Genomic DNA, 17,790 nt, shown 5'->3' on the forward strand with positions numbered 1-17,790 from the left:
CCGGGGCCTCCTGGATATGAGCTGTCTGGGCCGGTTGTTGTTATAGGGTGGCTATATGAATCTGAACCTGATTGATGAGGAGGATTTCACCAGGACCATGGAAGAGGTGGTCCTGCCCGACCTGTCCAGGTGCCGCCATGAGGGGTGGATGACCTCCCACTCCCGCAGTGGTGAGGGGGGCGAGATTCTCGAAGGTGGCCGGGAGAAGGACAGGGATCCCGTCGGGCTGGTTCATTTTGTCTGCTACGACGTCAACGAGTTCCATGACAGGGCTTATGAAAGCGGTCAGGCCCGCTGGCGGGGGGCAGTGGTCATCTCGCACGGGTTCACGGAATTCGCCGACAAGTATGCCGAGCTGACCTGGTATTTCCTCATGCAGGGCTACTCGGTCTGCCTGATCGAGCACTGGGGGCATGGGGGTTCGGGCAGGGGCGTCGACGGGCGCAGCCTGGTCTGGGTGGATCATTGGCAGCGGTATGTTGCGGACCTGGCCTCTTTCTGCGAATCCGTAGGGCAGGTCTATGCCGGTGACCACCCCCTCTGCCTTTACGCCCACTCCATGGGGGGCGCCATCGCGGCCAGGATGCTGGAACGTCACCCTTCGCTGATCGACAAGGCGGTGCTCTCCTCGCCCATGATTGCACCCAGGGTCGGCCTTCCGCCCTCCTTGGTCCTGCTTGCGGCCAAGGCGGCATGCGGGCTGGGCCTGGGAAAGACGATGATTCCCGGTTTCCACCCCTTCAATCCGGAAGCCGATATGACCCAATACGTGAATGGGAGTGAGGCCAGGGTCAGGTGGGCCCACAGACAGAGGGCCGGCAATCCCGAATACCAGACCAGCGCGGCCACCTTCGGCTGGATCAGGGAGAGTCTGGCCATGTGCAAGGTCATATTGCAACCTGAGCAATGCGAACGGGTGGAGACCCCCATCCTTCTCTTCCAGGCCGAGCCCGATACGATGGTCCTTCCCAAGCCCCAGGCCCGGTTCGTGGCACAGGTGGAGGCCGGAGGCAGCCAGGCCGACCTGGTCACGATCCACAAGAGCATGCATGAGCTCTTTGAAATGCCCAACCCCGTGCTGGGACCGTACCTGCAGCAGATCTTCGACTTCTTCGACAGTCCCTACCGGCTGGGCGGCGACCGCTAGGAGGGTTTTCCGTCCTCTCCTGCATAGGGGGGCCTTCGGCTGGAGATGACCGGTGACGAAGCAGGACCCCGCCCCCCCCATGGCCACCGGGCTGCCTGTGGTCGTTGGGGACGGGGCCCTCCGCCTGTCTGGTCTGGTGGGACCGCCCGGCCGGTCAGGTCCTCAAAACCTGATCCCTGGCGGACGGCCCCGCCTGCAGGGTCACTTGTCGAGGACCTTCTTGGGGTCCGCATCGAAGGTCTCGGCGCACCTGTCGGAGCAGAAGTAGTAGGACTTCCCCTCGTACTCGCGTGTCTGGGCCGCCTGGGAGCGGTTGATGGTCATCCCGCAGACCGGGTCCACCACCTGCTCGTCGTCCGTGGCCTTGTTCTGGTTGTCATCATGACGGTGGAAGAGTCCCATGTCATGTCCTTTCTGTTTATCTGTTGTTTGCTGGTCTTGCGGGGCGCCTTCGACCTGCCCTTTCGTCAGGGAATGGCGGAGGGCGTCCATGTCTATGGGTCTGGGATCCTTGACGGGCCGGGCCTTGAGCTTGGTGAAGCGCAGCCTGTTGGCATTGAGGACCACCGACAGGGAGGAGAAGGCCATGGCCGCGCCGGCGATCATCGGATTCAGAAGGAGGCCGATGAAGGGGTAGAGGACCCCGGCGGCGATGGGGATGCCCAGGCCGTTGTAGCCGAATGCGAACCAGAGATTCTGGTGGATGTTGCGCATGGCGGCCGCCGAGAGGTCGATGGCCGTCGCCGCCGCCTTCAGGTCACCGGAGACCAGGGTGATATCGGCCGATTCGATGGCCACATCCGTCCCCGTGCCGATGGCCATCCCCATGTCGGCCTGGGCCAGGGCCGGGGCGTCGTTGATTCCGTCCCCGATCATGGCCACCCTGTGCCCCTGGGCCTGGAGGGCCTTGACGATTCCGGCCTTGTCTTCAGGGCGGATCTGCGCAATCACCTGGTTGACCCCGACTTGAACGCCCACGCTTCGGGCGGTTCCCTCGTTGTCCCCGGTGAGCATGATGGTCGCGATGCCACGTTCATCCAGGGCATGTATGGCCTGGGCAGAGCTGGGCTTGACCTGGTCGGCCACGGCCAGGATGCCGGCCAGGCGGCCGCCGATGGACACGAACACCGTGGTCCTGCCCTGTGAACTCCAGGTCCCCGCCATCCTGATGACACGGTCCTGGCTCCCATCCCCGGGGTTGTCTCCGGCCTTGTCGGGGAAGCCGACCCCCCTGTCCTCCAGGAGGGAACGGTTGCCGATGAGGACCTCCAGGCCCCGACCGGTGTCGGGGTCCAGCCCGTCACGGCCGGAATCGCCGCCTTCCCCGCCCTGCGGCCCGAAGGAGGCCAGACGGCCGGAGAAGGCCCCGGGTGCGAATACGGCGTTGACGCCGGCCCCGGTCACCGAACCGAAGGTGAGGGGGTGCTCAAGTTCCATGCCCCGCTCTTTGGCCGACTGGACTATGGCATGGGCCAGGGGGTGTTCGGATGCCTCTTCGGCACTGGCCGCCACGGCCACCAGGAGGTCCTTGTCCAGTCCGTCCGTTGCCAGGGCATCGCTCAGTTGTGGGCGGCCCACGGTGATGGTCCCCGTCTTGTCCAGGACGACCGTATCGACGGTGTGGGCGTTCTGGAGGGCTTCGGCAGACCTGTAGAGGATTCCTGAACGGGCCCCCCGCCCTGTTCCGATGGTGACTGAGAGGGGGGTGGCCAGGCCCAGGGCGCAGGGGCAGGCGATGACCAGTACGGAGACGGCCGCCACCACCCCGTAGACCCCGCGGGGGAGGGGGCCGAAGATCCACCAGGCCACGAAGGTCCATACGGCCACAAGTATGACCGCCGGGATGAAGATGCCTGAAATCCGGTCCGCCAGCTTCTGGATGGGAGCCTTGGAGCTCTGTGCGGCTTTCACCAGACGGATGATCTGGGCCAGGACCGTGTCCTGACCGACCTGGGTTGCCCTGTAGCGCAGGGATCCGGTTCCGTTGACCGTGGCCCCCACCAGGTCGTCTCCTGCGCGCTTGCTCACTGGCATGGACTCCCCGGTGACCATGGATTCGTCCACGGAGGAGCTGCCCGATATGACCTTGCCGTCCACAGGGAGCTTCTCGCCAGGGTGGACCTGGATCACATCGCCTACGACCACATCGTCCACGGCGATCTGCTCCAGCCTCTCCCCCCCGCCGGCGTCCGTCCTGACCACAGTGGCCGTTTTGGGCTTGAGACCGATCAGGGAACGGATGGCGTCGCCGGTCCCCCTACGGGCCCGTGCTTCGAAGATCTGACCCAGGATCATCAGGGTGATGATGGTCCCCACTGCCTCATAGTAAGGTTCACGGGAACCGGCCGGCAGGAGTTCGGGGGCCACCGTGACGAAGAGGCTGTACAGGAAGGCCGTGGCCGTGCCCAGGGCCACCAGGGAGTTCATCTCCGGGGTCCGGTGGGCAAGGGCCAGCCAGCCGGTCCGGTGGATGGGCCATCCCGAGTAGAACATGACGGGGAGTATGAGTACCAGTTGCACCCAGGGGTTCATCAGGAAGTGGGGGATGGGGATGAACATGCCGAACATGGCCGCCACGAAAACGGGGAGGGTGAAGACCAGGGCCACGATGAAACGGCGGGTCAGGTCGCGGATTTCCTTGACGCGCTCGCGGTCCTCCGTGTCCTGGTCGCCGCCTTGTGCCGTCTGACGGGTGGTCTGGGCCCCCTGGGACCGCTCGCGGCCGTCAGCCTGTTGGCCGGTGGCATGGCCGGCTGTCTGGCGGGAAGCCCCGTCATGTCCGCCGGCTTCGACCCGGCCCCCGGGCGAATCCTGCCTGCCTGCCACCATCTGGCCGGATGCGCTGGTCCGTCCCTCCTGCCGGTCCGTCTCACCGGGGGCCGGCGTGGCGCGGAGGGTACCGTGGAGCATGTTCATCCCGCAGGCAAAGGGATAGTCCCCTGCATGGGGGGCGGTCAGTCGCAGGGTGGAGGTTTCGAAGGCGGGCAGGGTCTTGTCGATGCCGAAGTCCGAAAAGACCACGTGGGACGAGCACTCGCCCCCCTCCTGCCTGTCGAAGACCAGGTCGACGGGCCTGCCCGCCTGAACCTTGACCACCTGGGGGCTGTATCCTCCCTTGACGGTGATGCGGACGGTCTGCACGCCCCCCTCATCCCTGGCCTTCGTGGCCCTCCTGGGGGCGAAGAAGTACCATATGATGGCGGCCGTGACGGCCAGCCCTGCGATGATGACCAAGACATCGTCCATGGTGTTCCCCTTCCGGAATCTGCCTCCATGATACCCCCCGAGGGTATAATCTTGTGGTAGGGAAAGCAAGGGTTTCATCCGGCCGATGAATCGTGGCCGCCCGGGGGCGTGTCCTGGTAGGCCGGGCCCTCCGGGAGGCCTGGAGCGGGCAGGCCGGAGCTGGAAGGAAAGAGGTTGCCCATGGCCGGATACACCGGTGACAAGAAAAGGACCATCACCAGGCTGCGGCGTGTCGAAGGCCAGGTGAGGGCCATCGAGCAGATGGTGGAGTCGGATGCCTACTGCATCGACGTCCTCACCCAGATCGCGGCCTCGACCAACGCCCTCAAGTCCGTGGCCCTGACCCTTCTGGAGGACCACATGAACCATTGCGTGCTGGAGGCCGCCGCCAAGGGGGGAGAGGAGGCGGACGAGAAAATGCAGGAGGCCTACGATGCCATCGCCCGACTGGTGCGGTCCTGAGGGTCGGTGTTGCAATCGGCCCCATATATGGCTGGGCGCCCTGCCACCGTCCAGGGTTCTGATGATAGAGGAGACCCCGTTGAGGATTACCAGGTGACGACTGCGCGGTTGGCTTCAACTCGCCGGGAGCGGCGACTCACACGCTGACGCGCACTGCCGTGCTCGATGCCCTTGTGGGGGTATGCCGCCTGCCTCTTGAGATGTTAGTACCGGTCTTTCATACGATCCCACCAAGGTCCGTCAGCCGTCGCCGTCGTCATCGCCATCTCTCTTACCTGTTTTGAGCAGTGTGCCTGTGGAGTTCGGAGTTTCCATGGCCCTCACCACCGTCACAATCAACGATCTGTCCTTCCGCTACCCCTCATCCGGTCAGGATGTCTTCAAGTGGCTTGCGCCATGGCCGTCCGTCCCGACCTTCTGGTGTTGGATGAACCATCCAACCACGTGGATGAGGGGACTCGGGACAGTCTGATCCGGGCTGTTCGCGCCTATGAGGGGGTCGGGATCCTCATCAGCCATGACGTCGGCTTCGTGGATGCCGTTTGCGGGCAGTGCCTTGTCCTCGAGAAGGTCCACCGACAGGGGCGTACGGAGATGGTCTGCCGTCCCTACAGGGGCGGGTTCACCAAGGTCCGGGAGGAGATGGCCGCACGGGACCTGCGCAACCGCACCCTCCTTGGTCAGGCAAGGGGGGAGACGGACCGTCTGATGCATGAGAAGGCCCACCGTTATCAACGGGTGCAGAAGATGGATGCCCTCTCCGGCCACACGAACCGGATAGACAGGCACGACCATGACGCCATCAAGAGAGCCAAATATGCCAAGTCGGGAGTCTCCGGCCGGCAGGCGCTGATGCCCATGAGGGTGCTTCTGCCGGTGCTGCAGGCTTGAGCCTGGGTTCCCACGACCGGGTGGCCCTGACCGGTCCCAACGGGTTCGGCAAGACAACCCTGCTCAATCTGATCCGCGGCCATCTCCCGCCTGACCTGCCTGTCCTGGTCATGGAATAGGAGGTCGGTGACGACAAGGCCGACGAATGGTTACGGGCCTTCCGCGACCTGCCCGGGGACGGGCGGAAGGCGGTCTTGCATGATTATTTGCAGATTGAGGGGCTTTACATGCACAGATACCTTCTAAGGCCAGTTAGCAGTGAGGCTAAGGAGGTGTCCCCTATATACCTATACTATGGAAGTTGAATTTTTAACTTTGCTTCTTAATAATGAACAATTTTCTCCCAATAACACTTGGATACTATAAAGATGGAATACCATGGTCGTATGGCACAAAAAAAGAACCCGTGGCAAGTCTCTGCTGTTATAGACAAGATCAAAAAAAGCTATACGGCCGGGAACATCACCAAAGAAGAATACACAACACTGATGGCTAACGCAGGAAAAATTGCCAAGGATATAGCCGATCACGATGGTTTTTCTTGTTTTAACGAGGAACCCCCCACCACTCTTTCTGAGAGTGCTTGGGACTCCTGGCTGGTTAGTCACCAAGGACAATATTAGTTTTCTTTCTTAGATTGCTTTATGAATCTCATCCAGAACGGTTCATGTTTAGATGAACTTTCGAGAAGTGCAACGACCTTCTCCCGTTCGGAGAGCAGCTGTCTGAGACCCTCGTTCTCTGCTCTCAGCGCGGCATTTTCGATGAGAACTTGAATGGTGTCCTGAGTGGTTGACAGCCAAAACCGGTCATTGCCGGTCAGAAACCACTCAGAGCACCATTCAAGTTCGCATCGAAAACACATGCCTACGTACAGAGAACAAGGGCTGAGGCAGCTTCGAGCCGAACGTGACAAGGTTGTGGCATCACTTTATCGAATACAAAAGTCTCTTAATGCCGGATAGGAAATAAGTCGAATCGGATATTTCAATCTCATCACTGCTCACGATATCTGATTTATGGTTAGAGAAGTAGCCATTGTATACACGGCTATTTCTCTAACCACAGGTAGTCCGTTCTAGAATTGCATTTGTTCGAGTTGTTCGATCCGGCGACGGTTCTTCTCGTTCTCTACGATACGATAGTTTGCTTGCCAGAGCGTCTTCGACTTTCCTGCGGAATTGGGATTTGTATCGGTATCAAAGGTGTTTTGTACCAGTGCCGTGCCGATCGAATTCCAAACCTCGATCGGGTCGAAGTACCAATCAAGTTTTCCGTCGCTAGTATTTTTCAGCAATGCCCTGAAAGCCCCGTAGATTGGCATGATGAAGCCAGACGAGATGTTGTATTCCTTGCCTGTCTGCGTATATTCGGTCTGTCCTTGCTTGTGCTCAATCCCACGTACGGCTCCGAGTTTTGCTTTCCCATCTTTATACTCGCGGTATTTGTCAGGTAGCTCTACCTCGATGGTCTCATAGAGCTTGACAAATGTCGGGATCCATGGCGTGAGTTTGAGATAGATATTTTTTGGGTCGGGCTTGTTTTCATCTGTGATTAGATGATGTGCGGCCAATTCGTTCTTGAAATCTTTGAAAACACTCGCTTTGCCTGAATATGAGGATATCGGTACTGTATTGTCATCAGGGAAGTTATCGATATTGAAGGCGTACATAAGGCGGAGGATATCGGCGATCGGAATGCGTTTGTCCTCGTTGTCCTTGTAAGCGACCTCATTCCCATATGGTTGATCCTTGATTGCTTTCTTGATGAATTCGAAACGGTCTTCGAGGTTGAACAGTGCGATATCACTTACCTGCACAGATGTATTACGTGCGTCTGATAAGGCTGCAACATCGAGATCATTACCGACTAATATCTCCAGTCTGACGAACTTGTCCATGTCTTCGGGGATATCTTTTCTGCGTTGCTTGATGGCTTCATAAGTATGGCCTCCATCAAGGACTCCGTAGCGGTCTTCTTCATCATCGAAGTCAATCTCGAGGGTACTGTTCGAGGATTCGAATTTCACGCCGTTCGCCAGCAGCACCATGCCACGGTTATGGATGTCGAAGTAGGGATCGGCGTTCGATACAGCGTCCAATAGCTTCTTGGCCGTCGTCGTTCGCATGTTCACCTCTCGGGGGTTGACCTTCGTTGGCATATCGTCCGGCAGGTTGCGCATGTTGACCCAAGCGAAATACGTGGTGACGCTGGGATCGGAAGGGGACTTCACAGTCCTGAGTGAGCTGATTCTGAATGTGTCTTTCATGATATTCCTTCTATCGCCTTATGATGCAGTCATTTGACTGGTCATCTTCACCTGTTTGGTGGGCGATGAATCCTATTATAGCATGATCTTAAATGCACCCGAGGGTGCGTTTTAGTACCTTGGGTGCGTTTAAGATATGATTGCAGCTATGACAGTTAGACAACTCGTGGACTCACAGGATGACGCACATAGAATCGGGTGCATCATCAAAAAATACAGGAAACGGCTCACAGACATCCACTCACGCTATGCGTTCATCGAGTTGGGCTGCGATCTTGGCTTGGATCCCAACTGGATTTCAGAGAAATCATTGGCATGCATTGAAAATGGACTCAACATGCCGTCACTTATCACTCTTCACAATCTTGTCATTGCCCTACAAGTAGATCAAACTGACTTTTTGAATGAGATCATGAATGCGTTCAATGACTAACACTACGGCTACGTTCTTTGAAGAATTTTCCCCGTCACAAACTCCCTTGTTTTAGTGTTCTCTCCAGCTTCCTGACAGAAGACTAAAAGTACGCAACTTCCTATGAAGAAAAGAAATGAATTATGACTTTTAGTGGTGTTTCCTGGTGGGCATTGGGTTGCCGCTGAGGGCGACGCGCCCATCTGACGGGCCGGTCGGGGTGGGTCGGGGGTATGCCTGGCAGGATCTTTCCGGCGGTTGCCCACGGAACAAAAAAGCACCGGGTCACTGCCCGGTGCTTCTGTTTCGTGCGAACGGAGGGAGTTGAACCCTCACGAGCATTCGCTCACTGCCACCTGAAGACAGCGCGTCTACCATTCCGCCACGTTCGCAAACAAGAAGAGAATCTAGCACGATATACCTATAAGTGCAAGGAGGAGCGTGTTGGCCTCCCTGAGGTCCAGACGGCGGATGGCTTAGGAGAGGTCAGTGGCGGAGGCCGGCCGGCCCGCTCACCAGTCCGGCGTGCATCAGATGCCATTTCGACCGGATCCGGGCCCGGACCCGATCTCCTGTCACCCCCTGGATCCGTGGGCGTAGAAACGGGCCAGGGTCTCCCTCTTGTACTCATCGAAGTAGCCGCCGTCGATCGAGGCGCGGATTTCGTCGAGGAGGCGGACGAAGAAGTGCTCGTTGTGGATGGTGGCCAGGGTGAAACCGTTGAACTCGCGGGCCCTGAGGAGGTGGTCGATGTAGGCGCGGGAGTAGTGGCGGCAGGTGTAGCAGTCGCAGTCCTCCTCTATGGGGCGGAAGTCCGTCTTGAACTGGGCCCGTTTGATGTTCCAACGGCCGTCACGGGTGAAGACGGCTCCGTTGCGGCCGCAACGGGCGGGGGAGACGCAGTCGAAGGTGTCGCCGCCGTTCTCCACCCCGGCGAAGATGTCGTCCACCCCGGCGATGCCCAGCACATGGCGGGGACGGGACTCGGGCATCTCGTCGCAGATCCAGGCGCAGGTCTGGCCCAGGAGGCGCTTTTCGATGGCCCCTCCTATGCCGACACCGTCGAAGTCCAGGGAGGCGATCTGCCGTGCGGCCCGGCGGCGGAGGTCCTCGTAGTTGGCCCCCTGCACCACTCCGAAGAGGGCCTGGTAGGGCTTGCCCGTGCGGGCCTGCGTCAGTCTCTCATGCTCGGCGACGCAGCGGCGGGCCCACCGGAAGGTGCGTTCCACGGACTCCTCCTGATAGGAGCGGGTGTTCATCAGGGTGGTCAGTTCGTCGAAGGAGAACATGACATCGGCCCCGATCTTGTGCTGAATCCCCATGGAGATCTCGGCGGAGAAGCGGTGTTCGGACCCGTTGAGGGGTGACTTGAAAGTGACACCGTCCTCGTCAACGAAGGCCAGGCGCTCCTTTCCTTCGGCGATGACGTCGTCCGACTTCATCCCGGTCACATCCATGGCCAGGGTCTTCTTGAAGCCCGCCCCCAGGGACAGGACCTGGAAACCGCCTGAGTCTGTGTAGGTGGGGCCGTCCCAGTTCATGAAGCGGGCCAGACCTCCGGCCGCATCCAGCACGTCCTCGCCGGGGCGCTCGAAGAGGTGGAAGGCATTGGACAGTAACACCTGGGCGCCCAGTTGGCGCATCTGTTCGGGCAGGACCGCCTTCATGGCGGCCTGGGTGGCCACGGGTATGAAGGTCGGGGTGTGGATGTCGCCGTGGGGGGTGTGGATGATTCCAGTGCGGCCGTACCGTCTCCCCTCCCTGCCCAGGCCATCGGGGGCGTCATCCAGACGTGTGACTGTTTCGAATCGGAAGGCCGACCGGTCTCCGGGCTGGCCGGGCGCTGCCCCCAGGGGGTTGTCGATGAAGCTCATGCTTCCAATCGTAACCAGGGGTGCCGTATCTGCCCTGAGGCCCGGCGGGTGGAGTCCGTCAATACGGATTGACATGAAACAGGTAGAAAAAGGGGACTTCGCTTTCATCGGACATCCAGGAAACCTTCAGTCACCCTGCCCTAGTGTGGATACCATCATAAAGATCGGCTGAGGGTGGTGGGACCCGGTCGGAAGCGGCTTTGGCAGGTATAATCGTCGCGTACGGCCATTGGTTGGGGAGCGGTAGCCCGAAGCCGGTCGCGATCCGAGAACACGAAGTGATCCGAAGGAGCAGGAATGGCTGAAGAGAACAAGACCAATCCCTGGGATGTTCAGGGAGGGGACCAGCCTGCACAGCCGGCCCCTGCCGAAAGCGGAGCGGCGGGTGCTCAGACCCCCTGGGCGGACGGACAGGCCGGGCCGGAAGCCCAGAGCGGGGCCGGCGAGTCTCCGACCCAGGGTTACAATCCCTCTCCGGACCGGTCCGACGAGACAGACGGGGGTGACCGTCCGACCACTCAGCTGGACCCGATGACCACCCAGTCGCCTGCCCCGGAGCCGCAAACAGGTCAGCCCACCCAGGAGGGTCAACCCGTCCGGGCGGATGGCCCGGCGCAGCCGTCCCAGACCGGAGACGGCCAAGAGCAAGGGACTTCCACCCAGTCTTATTACCGCCCGGCCCCCCTCTACGGCGCGTACGCGCCTGAAGGGACGAACAGGCAGGGGGCCGACGGCACTCAACCGGCTGATGGCGGGCAGCCCTCAACTGGCGGCAACCAGGGCAGTGCGGGCAGTGGCCAGGGTGGCCAGGGGTCCACGGGTCAGTACGGGGGCCAGGCCGGGAACTACGGAGGTTACGGCGCCTACAACGGCTATGGCAGTTACAACGGATACAGCCAGCCATATGGCAACCAGGGCAATCCCGGCAACGGCTATCCACCCCAGGGCCAGACCCCCGGCGGTTACAACCCCGTGGCTTCCGGCAACCCGGCCGGCGGCCAGGGTCCGCTTCCTCCATACGGCGGCCCCTTCGGCGGCAGCGGCCAGGGCCAGCAGGGGCACCAAGGCCATAACGGTGGCAATGTGGTCACAGCGGTCATATCGGCCTTTGTGGCCGGCATACTCGTGCTGATTCTGGGTTGGGCCGCCATAGCCAACGGCTGGGTCACCGTCCCCGGGTCATCCAACCTCGGGGGCGTCAGCTCCAACAACGCCGGTCAGGGTACGGCCAAGGTCGAGGGCGGTCAGGCCCCCGACTGGCAGGCCATCAGCAAGAACGTCTCCGCCTCGGTCGTCTCCATCCAAACGGAGCTCAACAATGCCGTGGGTGCGGGTTCTGGCGCCGTGATCGACACGGCAGGTCACATCGTGACCAACAACCACGTGGTAAGCGGGGCCAACAAGATCCAGGTGACGTTGTCCAACGGCCAGATGTATTCGGCCCAGGTGCTGGGAACGGACACCACCGCCGATCTGGCGGTCATCAAACTGGACAACCCCCCGTCCGACCTGAAGCCCGTCGAGTTCGCGGATTCGGACAAACTGGCGGTCGGTGAGAACGTCATGGCCATCGGCAACCCCCTGGGCTATGAGAACACGGCCACCACAGGTATCGTCTCCGCCCTCAACCGGCCCGTGACGGTGATGGACGAGACCAACAGCACCCCTGTGGTCACCAACGCCGTCCAGCTGGATGCGGCCATCAACCCCGGCAATTCAGGTGGTCCCACCTTCAACGTGGCCGGCAAGGTCATCGGGATCAACTCCTCGATCGCTTCCACGGCAAACTCCCATTCGGAGGCCGGGTCCATCGGCATCGGTTTCGCCATCCCCTCCAACCTGGTCAAGCGGGTGGCCGACGAGATCATCAAGGACGGCAAGGCCAAGCACGTGGCCTTGGGCATCACCATCCAGAGCGGGACCGCCCAGGCAGACGGCGTGACCCGCGGAGGAGCCAGGGTCATGACGGTGAACAGGGGCACCCCTGCCGAAAAGGCCGGCATCAAGGCCAACGACACCATCGTCGCCTTCAACGGCAACGCGGTCAACAACAACTTCTCCCTGCTCGGCTATGTCCGTGCCGCCTCCCTGGGCAGCCAGGCCAAGGTCACCGTCGTACGCGACGGCAAGACCATGGACCTGAATGTCACCCTGGACAAGGAGGAAGAGGCCGTCAACGGTACCCCGAGGAAGGACCCCAACAGCAACAAGCGCAACCAGCAGAACCAGAACCAGAACCAGGATCAGAACGGTGACGGTTCACAGGGCAAGGGCAACGGCTCCGATGGTGACAACGGAGACGATGACTTCTTCAACCCCTTCGGTTTCGGTGATGAGTGACCGTTGAAGAGTGACTGCCAGTTTGCACCAGCCTGTCAGCAGTCATCCTTCTGTGCTCGTCCGCCTTGTCAGCTGTAGATTCACTCAAGCGGTCGAGACCAGATGAAATGACATTGTAAATAGACTGTATGGAGGGCTTTGCCAAGCATCAGCCTGGCAAAGCCCCCTAGTCTTCCCCCAGTTATCATGATGCCTGTCACACCCTTCATAAGTGAGAGGTATATACGAGAGCGATTCTATTCTATTCAGCTCTACTGTTCGACGATTTGGAATCCCATGTTTTTAAATTTATCTTTTAAGCAGGAATAATCTTCGCCTGGGAAATGGTCATCCACGTCGGATTTGTCCAAAATGATGTAAAGGCTATTCATGGCCCTGGAGCAACCCACATAAAGTAAGCGGAAAGCTGCGGTGATTTGCGGAATTGCCAAGCCAACATTGCCCATTTTCTTCAAGATGTTAGCGGGGACCCCTTCCCCTTGTTGCCGGCTTGCTATATGGAGGAACCTTTCGACGGGACTTTTCATTGTTATATTATAAAGAAGTTGATCTGTCTCTGTTTCTGCAAACAGTCCCTTAATGCCCGAGGCAAAGCGCACACATGATTCTGAATCGTCGTGATACTTGCGCACAAAATTATCCTGTTTGATAATCGGCTGAATCCCCTCTTCTCCCCATGTGGCTTGGGCCAATTGTTCGATGCTTTGCTGCTTACCTAGAAGGTATTGGAGGTTGAATTTCTTTCCTTGACATATTAGCTTTATGCAATCGTACATGCGTAGGATGGGTGGGTGACCAAGGTGGTCTTGGGCCATGAAGATAACAGAATCATGGCTCTCCCCTTTAACTCCGTGCTGGGTTGAAGCTGACAAGAGCTGAGGTTCTCCGATCAAATCAAATTGTCGGCTGAATTGTTGACATGGCAGGTCTTTCACATTCGTATATATATCGTCCTCTTGCGTGAGCTGTTGATACCAGTCACGATCTATTAGATCATTTTCTGTTCTGGCTGATTCAATCAAATGTTCCACAGTTTCATCTGATTCCGCCTCAGCTGCTTGAGCGGCAAGAGCGTCTAAGTAATTCTGTAAATCGGAAAATAGCAATGGGCCCGTCCCGCTTTGCTTGAGAGTAGATAGCTTTCTCTGGTTGAAGAGGCCGTGAGCTTGTTTGCCACCAGCCAAGCGGAGTGCTTCATTTATGCTTTTGTTTCTTTCCTCTTGTGTGTTTGCTCCCACTCTGTTGTTCTGCGTGCCTGGATTTAGCAGACGATTAATTTTCACTAAGGTGAGAATAAATCTATCAATATCGTCTACAGCCTCATCATAATAAGATGGAAGCAATATTTCGGAAGCACTGTGTTCGCTCCCAAAGCTATATTCCTTGCACTTCGAATAATGGCGGAAAAGCTCGCCAATGCCGAGCTCATTGAAACGCTCATCGTTTACCACAACTAACGTTATGGGGTTTCTATCGTCAGCAGCTGATTGCATGGAGCGAAGACTCCGCTCGGAATCCCGCGAAACGATTAATTGCAGTATAGTTTCCGTGTCGTCTTCAACTCTTTTAATCGGGTATTTCGTGTGGTCCCAATCCTGAACCAGAGTGTGGTCATTATAAAGCTTGTTGAGCATGTTCACGATGGCAGGGCGAGATCTATGATTTGTTATTGATCTCTCATCAATCTCGAATCGATTGAGTACCTGGCTTAATCGATTTTCATCTTTATTATAGATTTGCTGCATTAAGTCGCCATAGATGCGCATAGCAATGTGGAATTCTTTGGCGATGTCTGCTAGCGTGTTTAACACCTCTGGATTAGTATCCTGACATTCATCAACAATAATTAGTTTATATTTCTTGCCTATTCTCTCGCGGAATCCTCTAAATTCTTTGCACAAGCGGCAGAAGAAGTCTAATAACTGATCATGACTGAGTGATGAGTAAAGCCTGCTGCCAAATTGTCTATGGGAATATTGAATCAACTGTGTCCTTCTTCTGATTTCTTCCAGAGAAGGCTCGACACCGAATTTCTCTCTATACCTATTGACATTTTCGTGGTACTTCGGATTTTCTAGATACTGCTTGATGGAGTCCCCATACCATTTGAAGTAGCAGTCTCTTACCTCTTTACAGACGAATAATGGGCAGAACTCTGATTCTATGAAGGAGTGAATAGTAGAAATGTAGATGAGCGAGTCCTCTCCAAGATTTTTCCTGAGCTCATCTCGAGCGCGGTTGGTATAGGTTATAGCAAGTATTCTGTCATGGATATGCTGCTGCCTGTACTCACTCATAAGATGCTTTATTTCTGTGGTCTTGCCGCTGCCGGCAGGCAAGTTAACGAGAGTGAGCAGCGGTGGTTCTTCTACCGGAGTTTTGCCAGTTTCATTAACGCTAGTCATCAGCCCTCCTTCGAGCAATCGGTATCTTGTGACAGCCATCGCAGGCTATGTTCTATATACGGCGGCATTGCCTTCAAGCTCTTGCCTGACAGAATAATTGAGTACATGAAATCGGTCTTTCCGCCATTGGATATGCTGTCAACCACATCATGTATGCAGATACTCGTACTTTTCTTAGGTATCGGGAATGGCATATTAGCTTCGCAGCTCATCCCTAACATTAATTCATCCCGCTTGTCTCTCCAGTATGACTTCTCTTTCGCTACAAAAACATTGTCGAGTTGGAACAAGGTGCAAAGCATGGCTTCTTCGAGGGTCCTCGCGTATCCATCTTTATCTGTTTGGCACGAGACTGCCACTTGGCAGTTGGGAATCTCATATATGCCGGACCTGTTTTCATAGGCAGCATAAACATCGGACACGTGAAGTGTTTTCTTCTTTTTCCCCTGAGTTTTCCCGTTATGAATGAGGCGGTTAATAGTTGGGTTAGTGACTTCAGACTGCTTTACGGCGTTTACTACATCATTTGAGTCCTTATTTGCTGCTTCCAATTCATGATCAGTTTTATTGGCGGTTCTCATCCTGTCATACACACTCTTGGAATAGTCAATGTCGGTGATAATAACAGATTTGATTTTCAAAATATCGAGCAGCCTGATATAGGCAAATGCGTGACGTCCTCCAACTTGTACATAGGATATGTACTGTTTTCGAAGGTTGTCTAAAAAGCTATATTGTTTCTGGTTATCGTCTACGCCGACTTTGCGAATAAGCGCTTGTAAGTACATGCGCTCAGTGTCGCCTTCGAAGAGGATCACCTTATCGGCGAATACTATGTCTGCAAAGTTTAAATCGAAGAGTATCTCATACCAGCGGCGATTGTTTTCGGAATTTCCGAGCGGTTTTCTGATTGCGTCTGCATTAACAGTTGCTTCCCCGGACGTATTACTCGTCGTCTGGTCCTTATCGCAATCCGTTGTCTGATTGGACTTGTTGTCCAGAGAACCTGGCTTCTGAAGGTTGTTCCCTGTAGGTTCGTTTTCAGCTATGCGAAGTTCTTCGATAAGATTGATAATGTCTGTAAGGTGAGCTTCGGTTTGTCGTAAAATTCGCATCTGTGATATGGATGATTCTCTTACAATCTGTGTGGAGTGGGTTGTGATTAGGCAGGTGGGAGGATAGAGATCAGCTGGCCCGTCTGCACACATGGCTATGTAAGTATCCATTTCCTGGAATATGTAGCGAATGAAGACACACTGCATCTGTGGATGCATGTGGGATTCCGGCTCTTCGATAATGATGCAGTTGACTTTGCCAGTGCTTGTTTTGCAGGTTTCCAGGAACTCCAGGAACTCCAGGATGATAAGTATCAAGTTGCTGTAACCAAGGCCTTGCGAGCTTTCCCCTAACGCCGAGTCTTCTTCTCCAAACTCTGCTACTGTGCTTGCATCAAGGAACTGATGAATCGAATCTTCGGTTATCTTGCCGTTCAGGAAAAGTCGGTCCGCGCGTCCTCCGTTGGTGCTGCTGATTTGCTGGATAACAGGGTTCAGACGTTTTTGGGCTTCTTCAACTATTTCTTGGCTGTAACATAGTCGGTGCATAATCACCATAATTTGATTGCGCATATTATTCATGATTTCGGCCCATTCAGGGTTGTTGGAAACTAGATTTATCAACTTCGAACTCAATGCATGGGTATGATCCCCAGCGGTATCATCCAGGTTTCTCTTAGCTGAAATAATATGGCAGTTGAACAAGTTCTTGAAAGCATTGATAGAATCAATCGGTATAAAGTCCCGAAATTGCGGATCGCAATAATATACATCTTCAACCATACAATACATGAAGATGTCAATCATCACTTCGTCGATAGTTGGATTTCTGGTTTTCTCATTATCGTCTTTGACCTGCATGATGCGTTTGGCACTAACCCTGAATTTGGCATCAAGGTCTTGATTTTTTATCCTCGAGGGATCGGCGCTAATTACGTATCGGAAGTTAACGCTTGTAGGTCTTGCCTCAAAAGAGAGTAGATAGACAATTATTTCGCTAAGATCGTCCTGGTCTGTATAGTCAATTGTGAAATCTGCAACAACTTCAGGTGACTCGATGCCTTGTCTGTCTTTCTCCTCGTCCAGCTGTTGAGGTTTGTCGGTCCCGGAGAGGAGATTTCTAATTACAGCGGCGAGCTCATCTTCCGGAGATTTGTCGTTTGTGTCATCATTGTGGCTATCTCCGTCGTTTTTTTGTGGTGAATCGGGCTCAGAACCCGTTGCCTGCTCATCAGAATCTGTCAGATGAACTTGTTCTTGGGGTGCATGACGAGATGTGTTGGAGAGAAGAAATTGGTTAATTTGATTACGGCAGTACTCCAACCATTCTTTGCGTTCATCAAGGTTGAAATCATCAAATGGAAAACGTGTAGAGACGTTAGCTTGATTCCGTTTGTCCAGCATGTTGTGAATCAACTCGACGATTGAAGTCTTCCCGCTGTTATTTGAGCCGACGAGCACGGTTGTACCGTGATCTCTCTGAGCATCTCCGCTTTTGTCGGTTGGCTCAGAACAGAAAGTTAGGGTAGTGTCTTTGAAACGACGGTATCCTTTAATGCGCATCTTGCTTATATTCATATTAGTTTCCCCCAGGCGGCATAGCCTTGTTTTTCAACTGAACTGACATGAATAAACTTTACTTACAACGATAGACACCCGTTCATTATTTCTTAAAGGCATGAATTAAAT

The 17,790-nt window shown here is 55.8% G+C and carries 11 protein-coding genes and 1 tRNA gene; 6 read left to right on the plus strand and 6 right to left on the minus strand.

The annotated features are described in order from the left end of the window. Positions 1-55 precede the first annotated feature (55 nt). The gene (locus V6584_RS07625) at positions 56-1,147 is read left to right on the plus strand and encodes an alpha/beta fold hydrolase (protein WP_340470055.1); all 1,092 of its coding nucleotides are present in this window, start codon (positions 56-58) and stop codon (positions 1,145-1,147) included. Positions 1,148-1,348: 201 nt separating this feature from the next. On the opposite strand, the gene V6584_RS07630 is transcribed toward V6584_RS07625, so the two are convergent. Beyond that, complete coding sequence (locus V6584_RS07630; protein WP_340470054.1) at positions 1,349-4,393, minus strand: heavy metal translocating P-type ATPase; 3,045 nt, start codon at positions 4,391-4,393, stop codon at positions 1,349-1,351. A 180-nt stretch (positions 4,394-4,573) separates the two neighbouring features. On the opposite strand from V6584_RS07630, the gene V6584_RS07635 reads away from it, so the two are divergent. The 4 genes from V6584_RS07635 to V6584_RS07650 all read left to right on the plus strand — a co-directional run bounded on the left by V6584_RS07635 (position 4,574) and on the right by V6584_RS07650 (position 6,369). Beyond that, entirely contained in the window at positions 4,574-4,855 is a 282-nt protein-coding gene (locus V6584_RS07635; RefSeq protein WP_340470053.1) for a metal-sensitive transcriptional regulator, read from the plus strand. Between the two features lie 384 nt (positions 4,856-5,239). Continuing rightward, positions 5,240-5,746 carry a P-loop NTPase family protein gene (locus V6584_RS07640; protein WP_340486363.1) on the plus strand — a complete coding sequence of 169 codons (507 nt, stop codon included), beginning with the start codon at positions 5,240-5,242 and terminating at the stop codon, positions 5,744-5,746. After that, positions 5,743-5,865 (plus strand): ATP-binding cassette domain-containing protein, encoded by a 123-nt coding sequence (locus V6584_RS07645; RefSeq protein WP_340470051.1) that lies wholly within the window; start codon positions 5,743-5,745, stop codon positions 5,863-5,865. The genes V6584_RS07640 and V6584_RS07645 overlap by 4 nt, the downstream gene beginning before the upstream one ends. A gap of 267 nt (positions 5,866-6,132) precedes the next feature. Further along, the gene (locus V6584_RS07650; RefSeq protein WP_340470050.1) at positions 6,133-6,369 is read left to right on the plus strand and encodes a hypothetical protein; all 237 of its coding nucleotides are present in this window, start codon (positions 6,133-6,135) and stop codon (positions 6,367-6,369) included. Between the two features lie 455 nt (positions 6,370-6,824). On the opposite strand, the gene V6584_RS07655 is transcribed toward V6584_RS07650, so the two are convergent. The 3 genes from V6584_RS07655 to tgt form a co-directional block, all read right to left on the minus strand. Beyond that, positions 6,825-8,015: an AIPR family protein gene (locus tag V6584_RS07655; RefSeq protein ID WP_340470048.1), complete on the minus strand. Its 1,191-nt coding sequence runs from the start codon at positions 8,013-8,015 to the stop codon at positions 6,825-6,827. Positions 8,016-8,736: 721 nt separating this feature from the next. Beyond that, a tRNA-Leu gene (locus V6584_RS07660) sits at positions 8,737-8,819 on the minus strand. A 183-nt stretch (positions 8,820-9,002) separates the two neighbouring features. Next, the gene (tgt, locus tag V6584_RS07665; RefSeq protein ID WP_340470047.1) at positions 9,003-10,301 is read right to left on the minus strand and encodes a tRNA guanosine(34) transglycosylase Tgt; all 1,299 of its coding nucleotides are present in this window, start codon (positions 10,299-10,301) and stop codon (positions 9,003-9,005) included. A gap of 297 nt (positions 10,302-10,598) precedes the next feature. On the opposite strand from tgt, the gene V6584_RS07670 reads away from it, so the two are divergent. Continuing rightward, on the plus strand, positions 10,599-12,641 hold the full coding sequence (locus V6584_RS07670; protein ID WP_340470045.1) for a trypsin-like peptidase domain-containing protein: 2,043 nt from the start codon (positions 10,599-10,601) through the stop codon (positions 12,639-12,641). 251 nt (positions 12,642-12,892) lie between these two features. Here the strand turns inward: V6584_RS07670 and V6584_RS07675 are convergent, their stop codons facing one another. Together V6584_RS07675 and V6584_RS07680 are read right to left on the minus strand one after the other, a co-directional pair. After that, positions 12,893-15,046, minus strand: coding sequence for a UvrD-helicase domain-containing protein (locus V6584_RS07675; RefSeq protein ID WP_340470044.1), 2,154 nt, complete (start codon positions 15,044-15,046; stop codon positions 12,893-12,895). Then, positions 15,046-17,679, minus strand: a complete 2,634-nt coding sequence (locus V6584_RS07680; protein WP_340470043.1) for an AAA family ATPase — start codon at positions 17,677-17,679, stop codon at positions 15,046-15,048. The genes V6584_RS07675 and V6584_RS07680 overlap by 1 nt, the downstream gene beginning before the upstream one ends. Positions 17,680-17,790 lie beyond the last annotated feature (111 nt).

The sequence above is a fragment of the Bifidobacterium favimelis genome, assembly GCF_037963085.1.
Lineage (GTDB): Bacteria > Actinomycetota > Actinomycetes > Actinomycetales > Bifidobacteriaceae > Bombiscardovia > Bombiscardovia favimelis.

What these genes read in the sequence shown, in the direction of transcription:
- V6584_RS07625 (WP_340470055.1), top strand. Translation starts at nt 56, where the DNA reads ATGAATCTGAACCTGATTGATGAGGAGGATTTCACCAGGACCATGGAA.
- V6584_RS07630 (WP_340470054.1), bottom strand. Translation starts at nt 4,393, where the DNA reads ATGGACGATGTCTTGGTCATCATCGCAGGGCTGGCCGTCACGGCCGCC.
- V6584_RS07635 (WP_340470053.1), top strand. Translation starts at nt 4,574, where the DNA reads ATGGCCGGATACACCGGTGACAAGAAAAGGACCATCACCAGGCTGCGG.
- V6584_RS07650 (WP_340470050.1), top strand. Translation starts at nt 6,133, where the DNA reads ATGGCACAAAAAAAGAACCCGTGGCAAGTCTCTGCTGTTATAGACAAG.
- V6584_RS07655 (WP_340470048.1), bottom strand. Translation starts at nt 8,015, where the DNA reads ATGAAAGACACATTCAGAATCAGCTCACTCAGGACTGTGAAGTCCCCT.
- tgt (WP_340470047.1), bottom strand. Translation starts at nt 10,301, where the DNA reads ATGAGCTTCATCGACAACCCCCTGGGGGCAGCGCCCGGCCAGCCCGGA.
- V6584_RS07670 (WP_340470045.1), top strand. Translation starts at nt 10,599, where the DNA reads ATGGCTGAAGAGAACAAGACCAATCCCTGGGATGTTCAGGGAGGGGAC.
- V6584_RS07675 (WP_340470044.1), bottom strand. Translation starts at nt 15,046, where the DNA reads ATGACTAGCGTTAATGAAACTGGCAAAACTCCGGTAGAAGAACCACCG.
- V6584_RS07680 (WP_340470043.1), bottom strand. Translation starts at nt 17,679, where the DNA reads ATGAATATAAGCAAGATGCGCATTAAAGGATACCGTCGTTTCAAAGAC.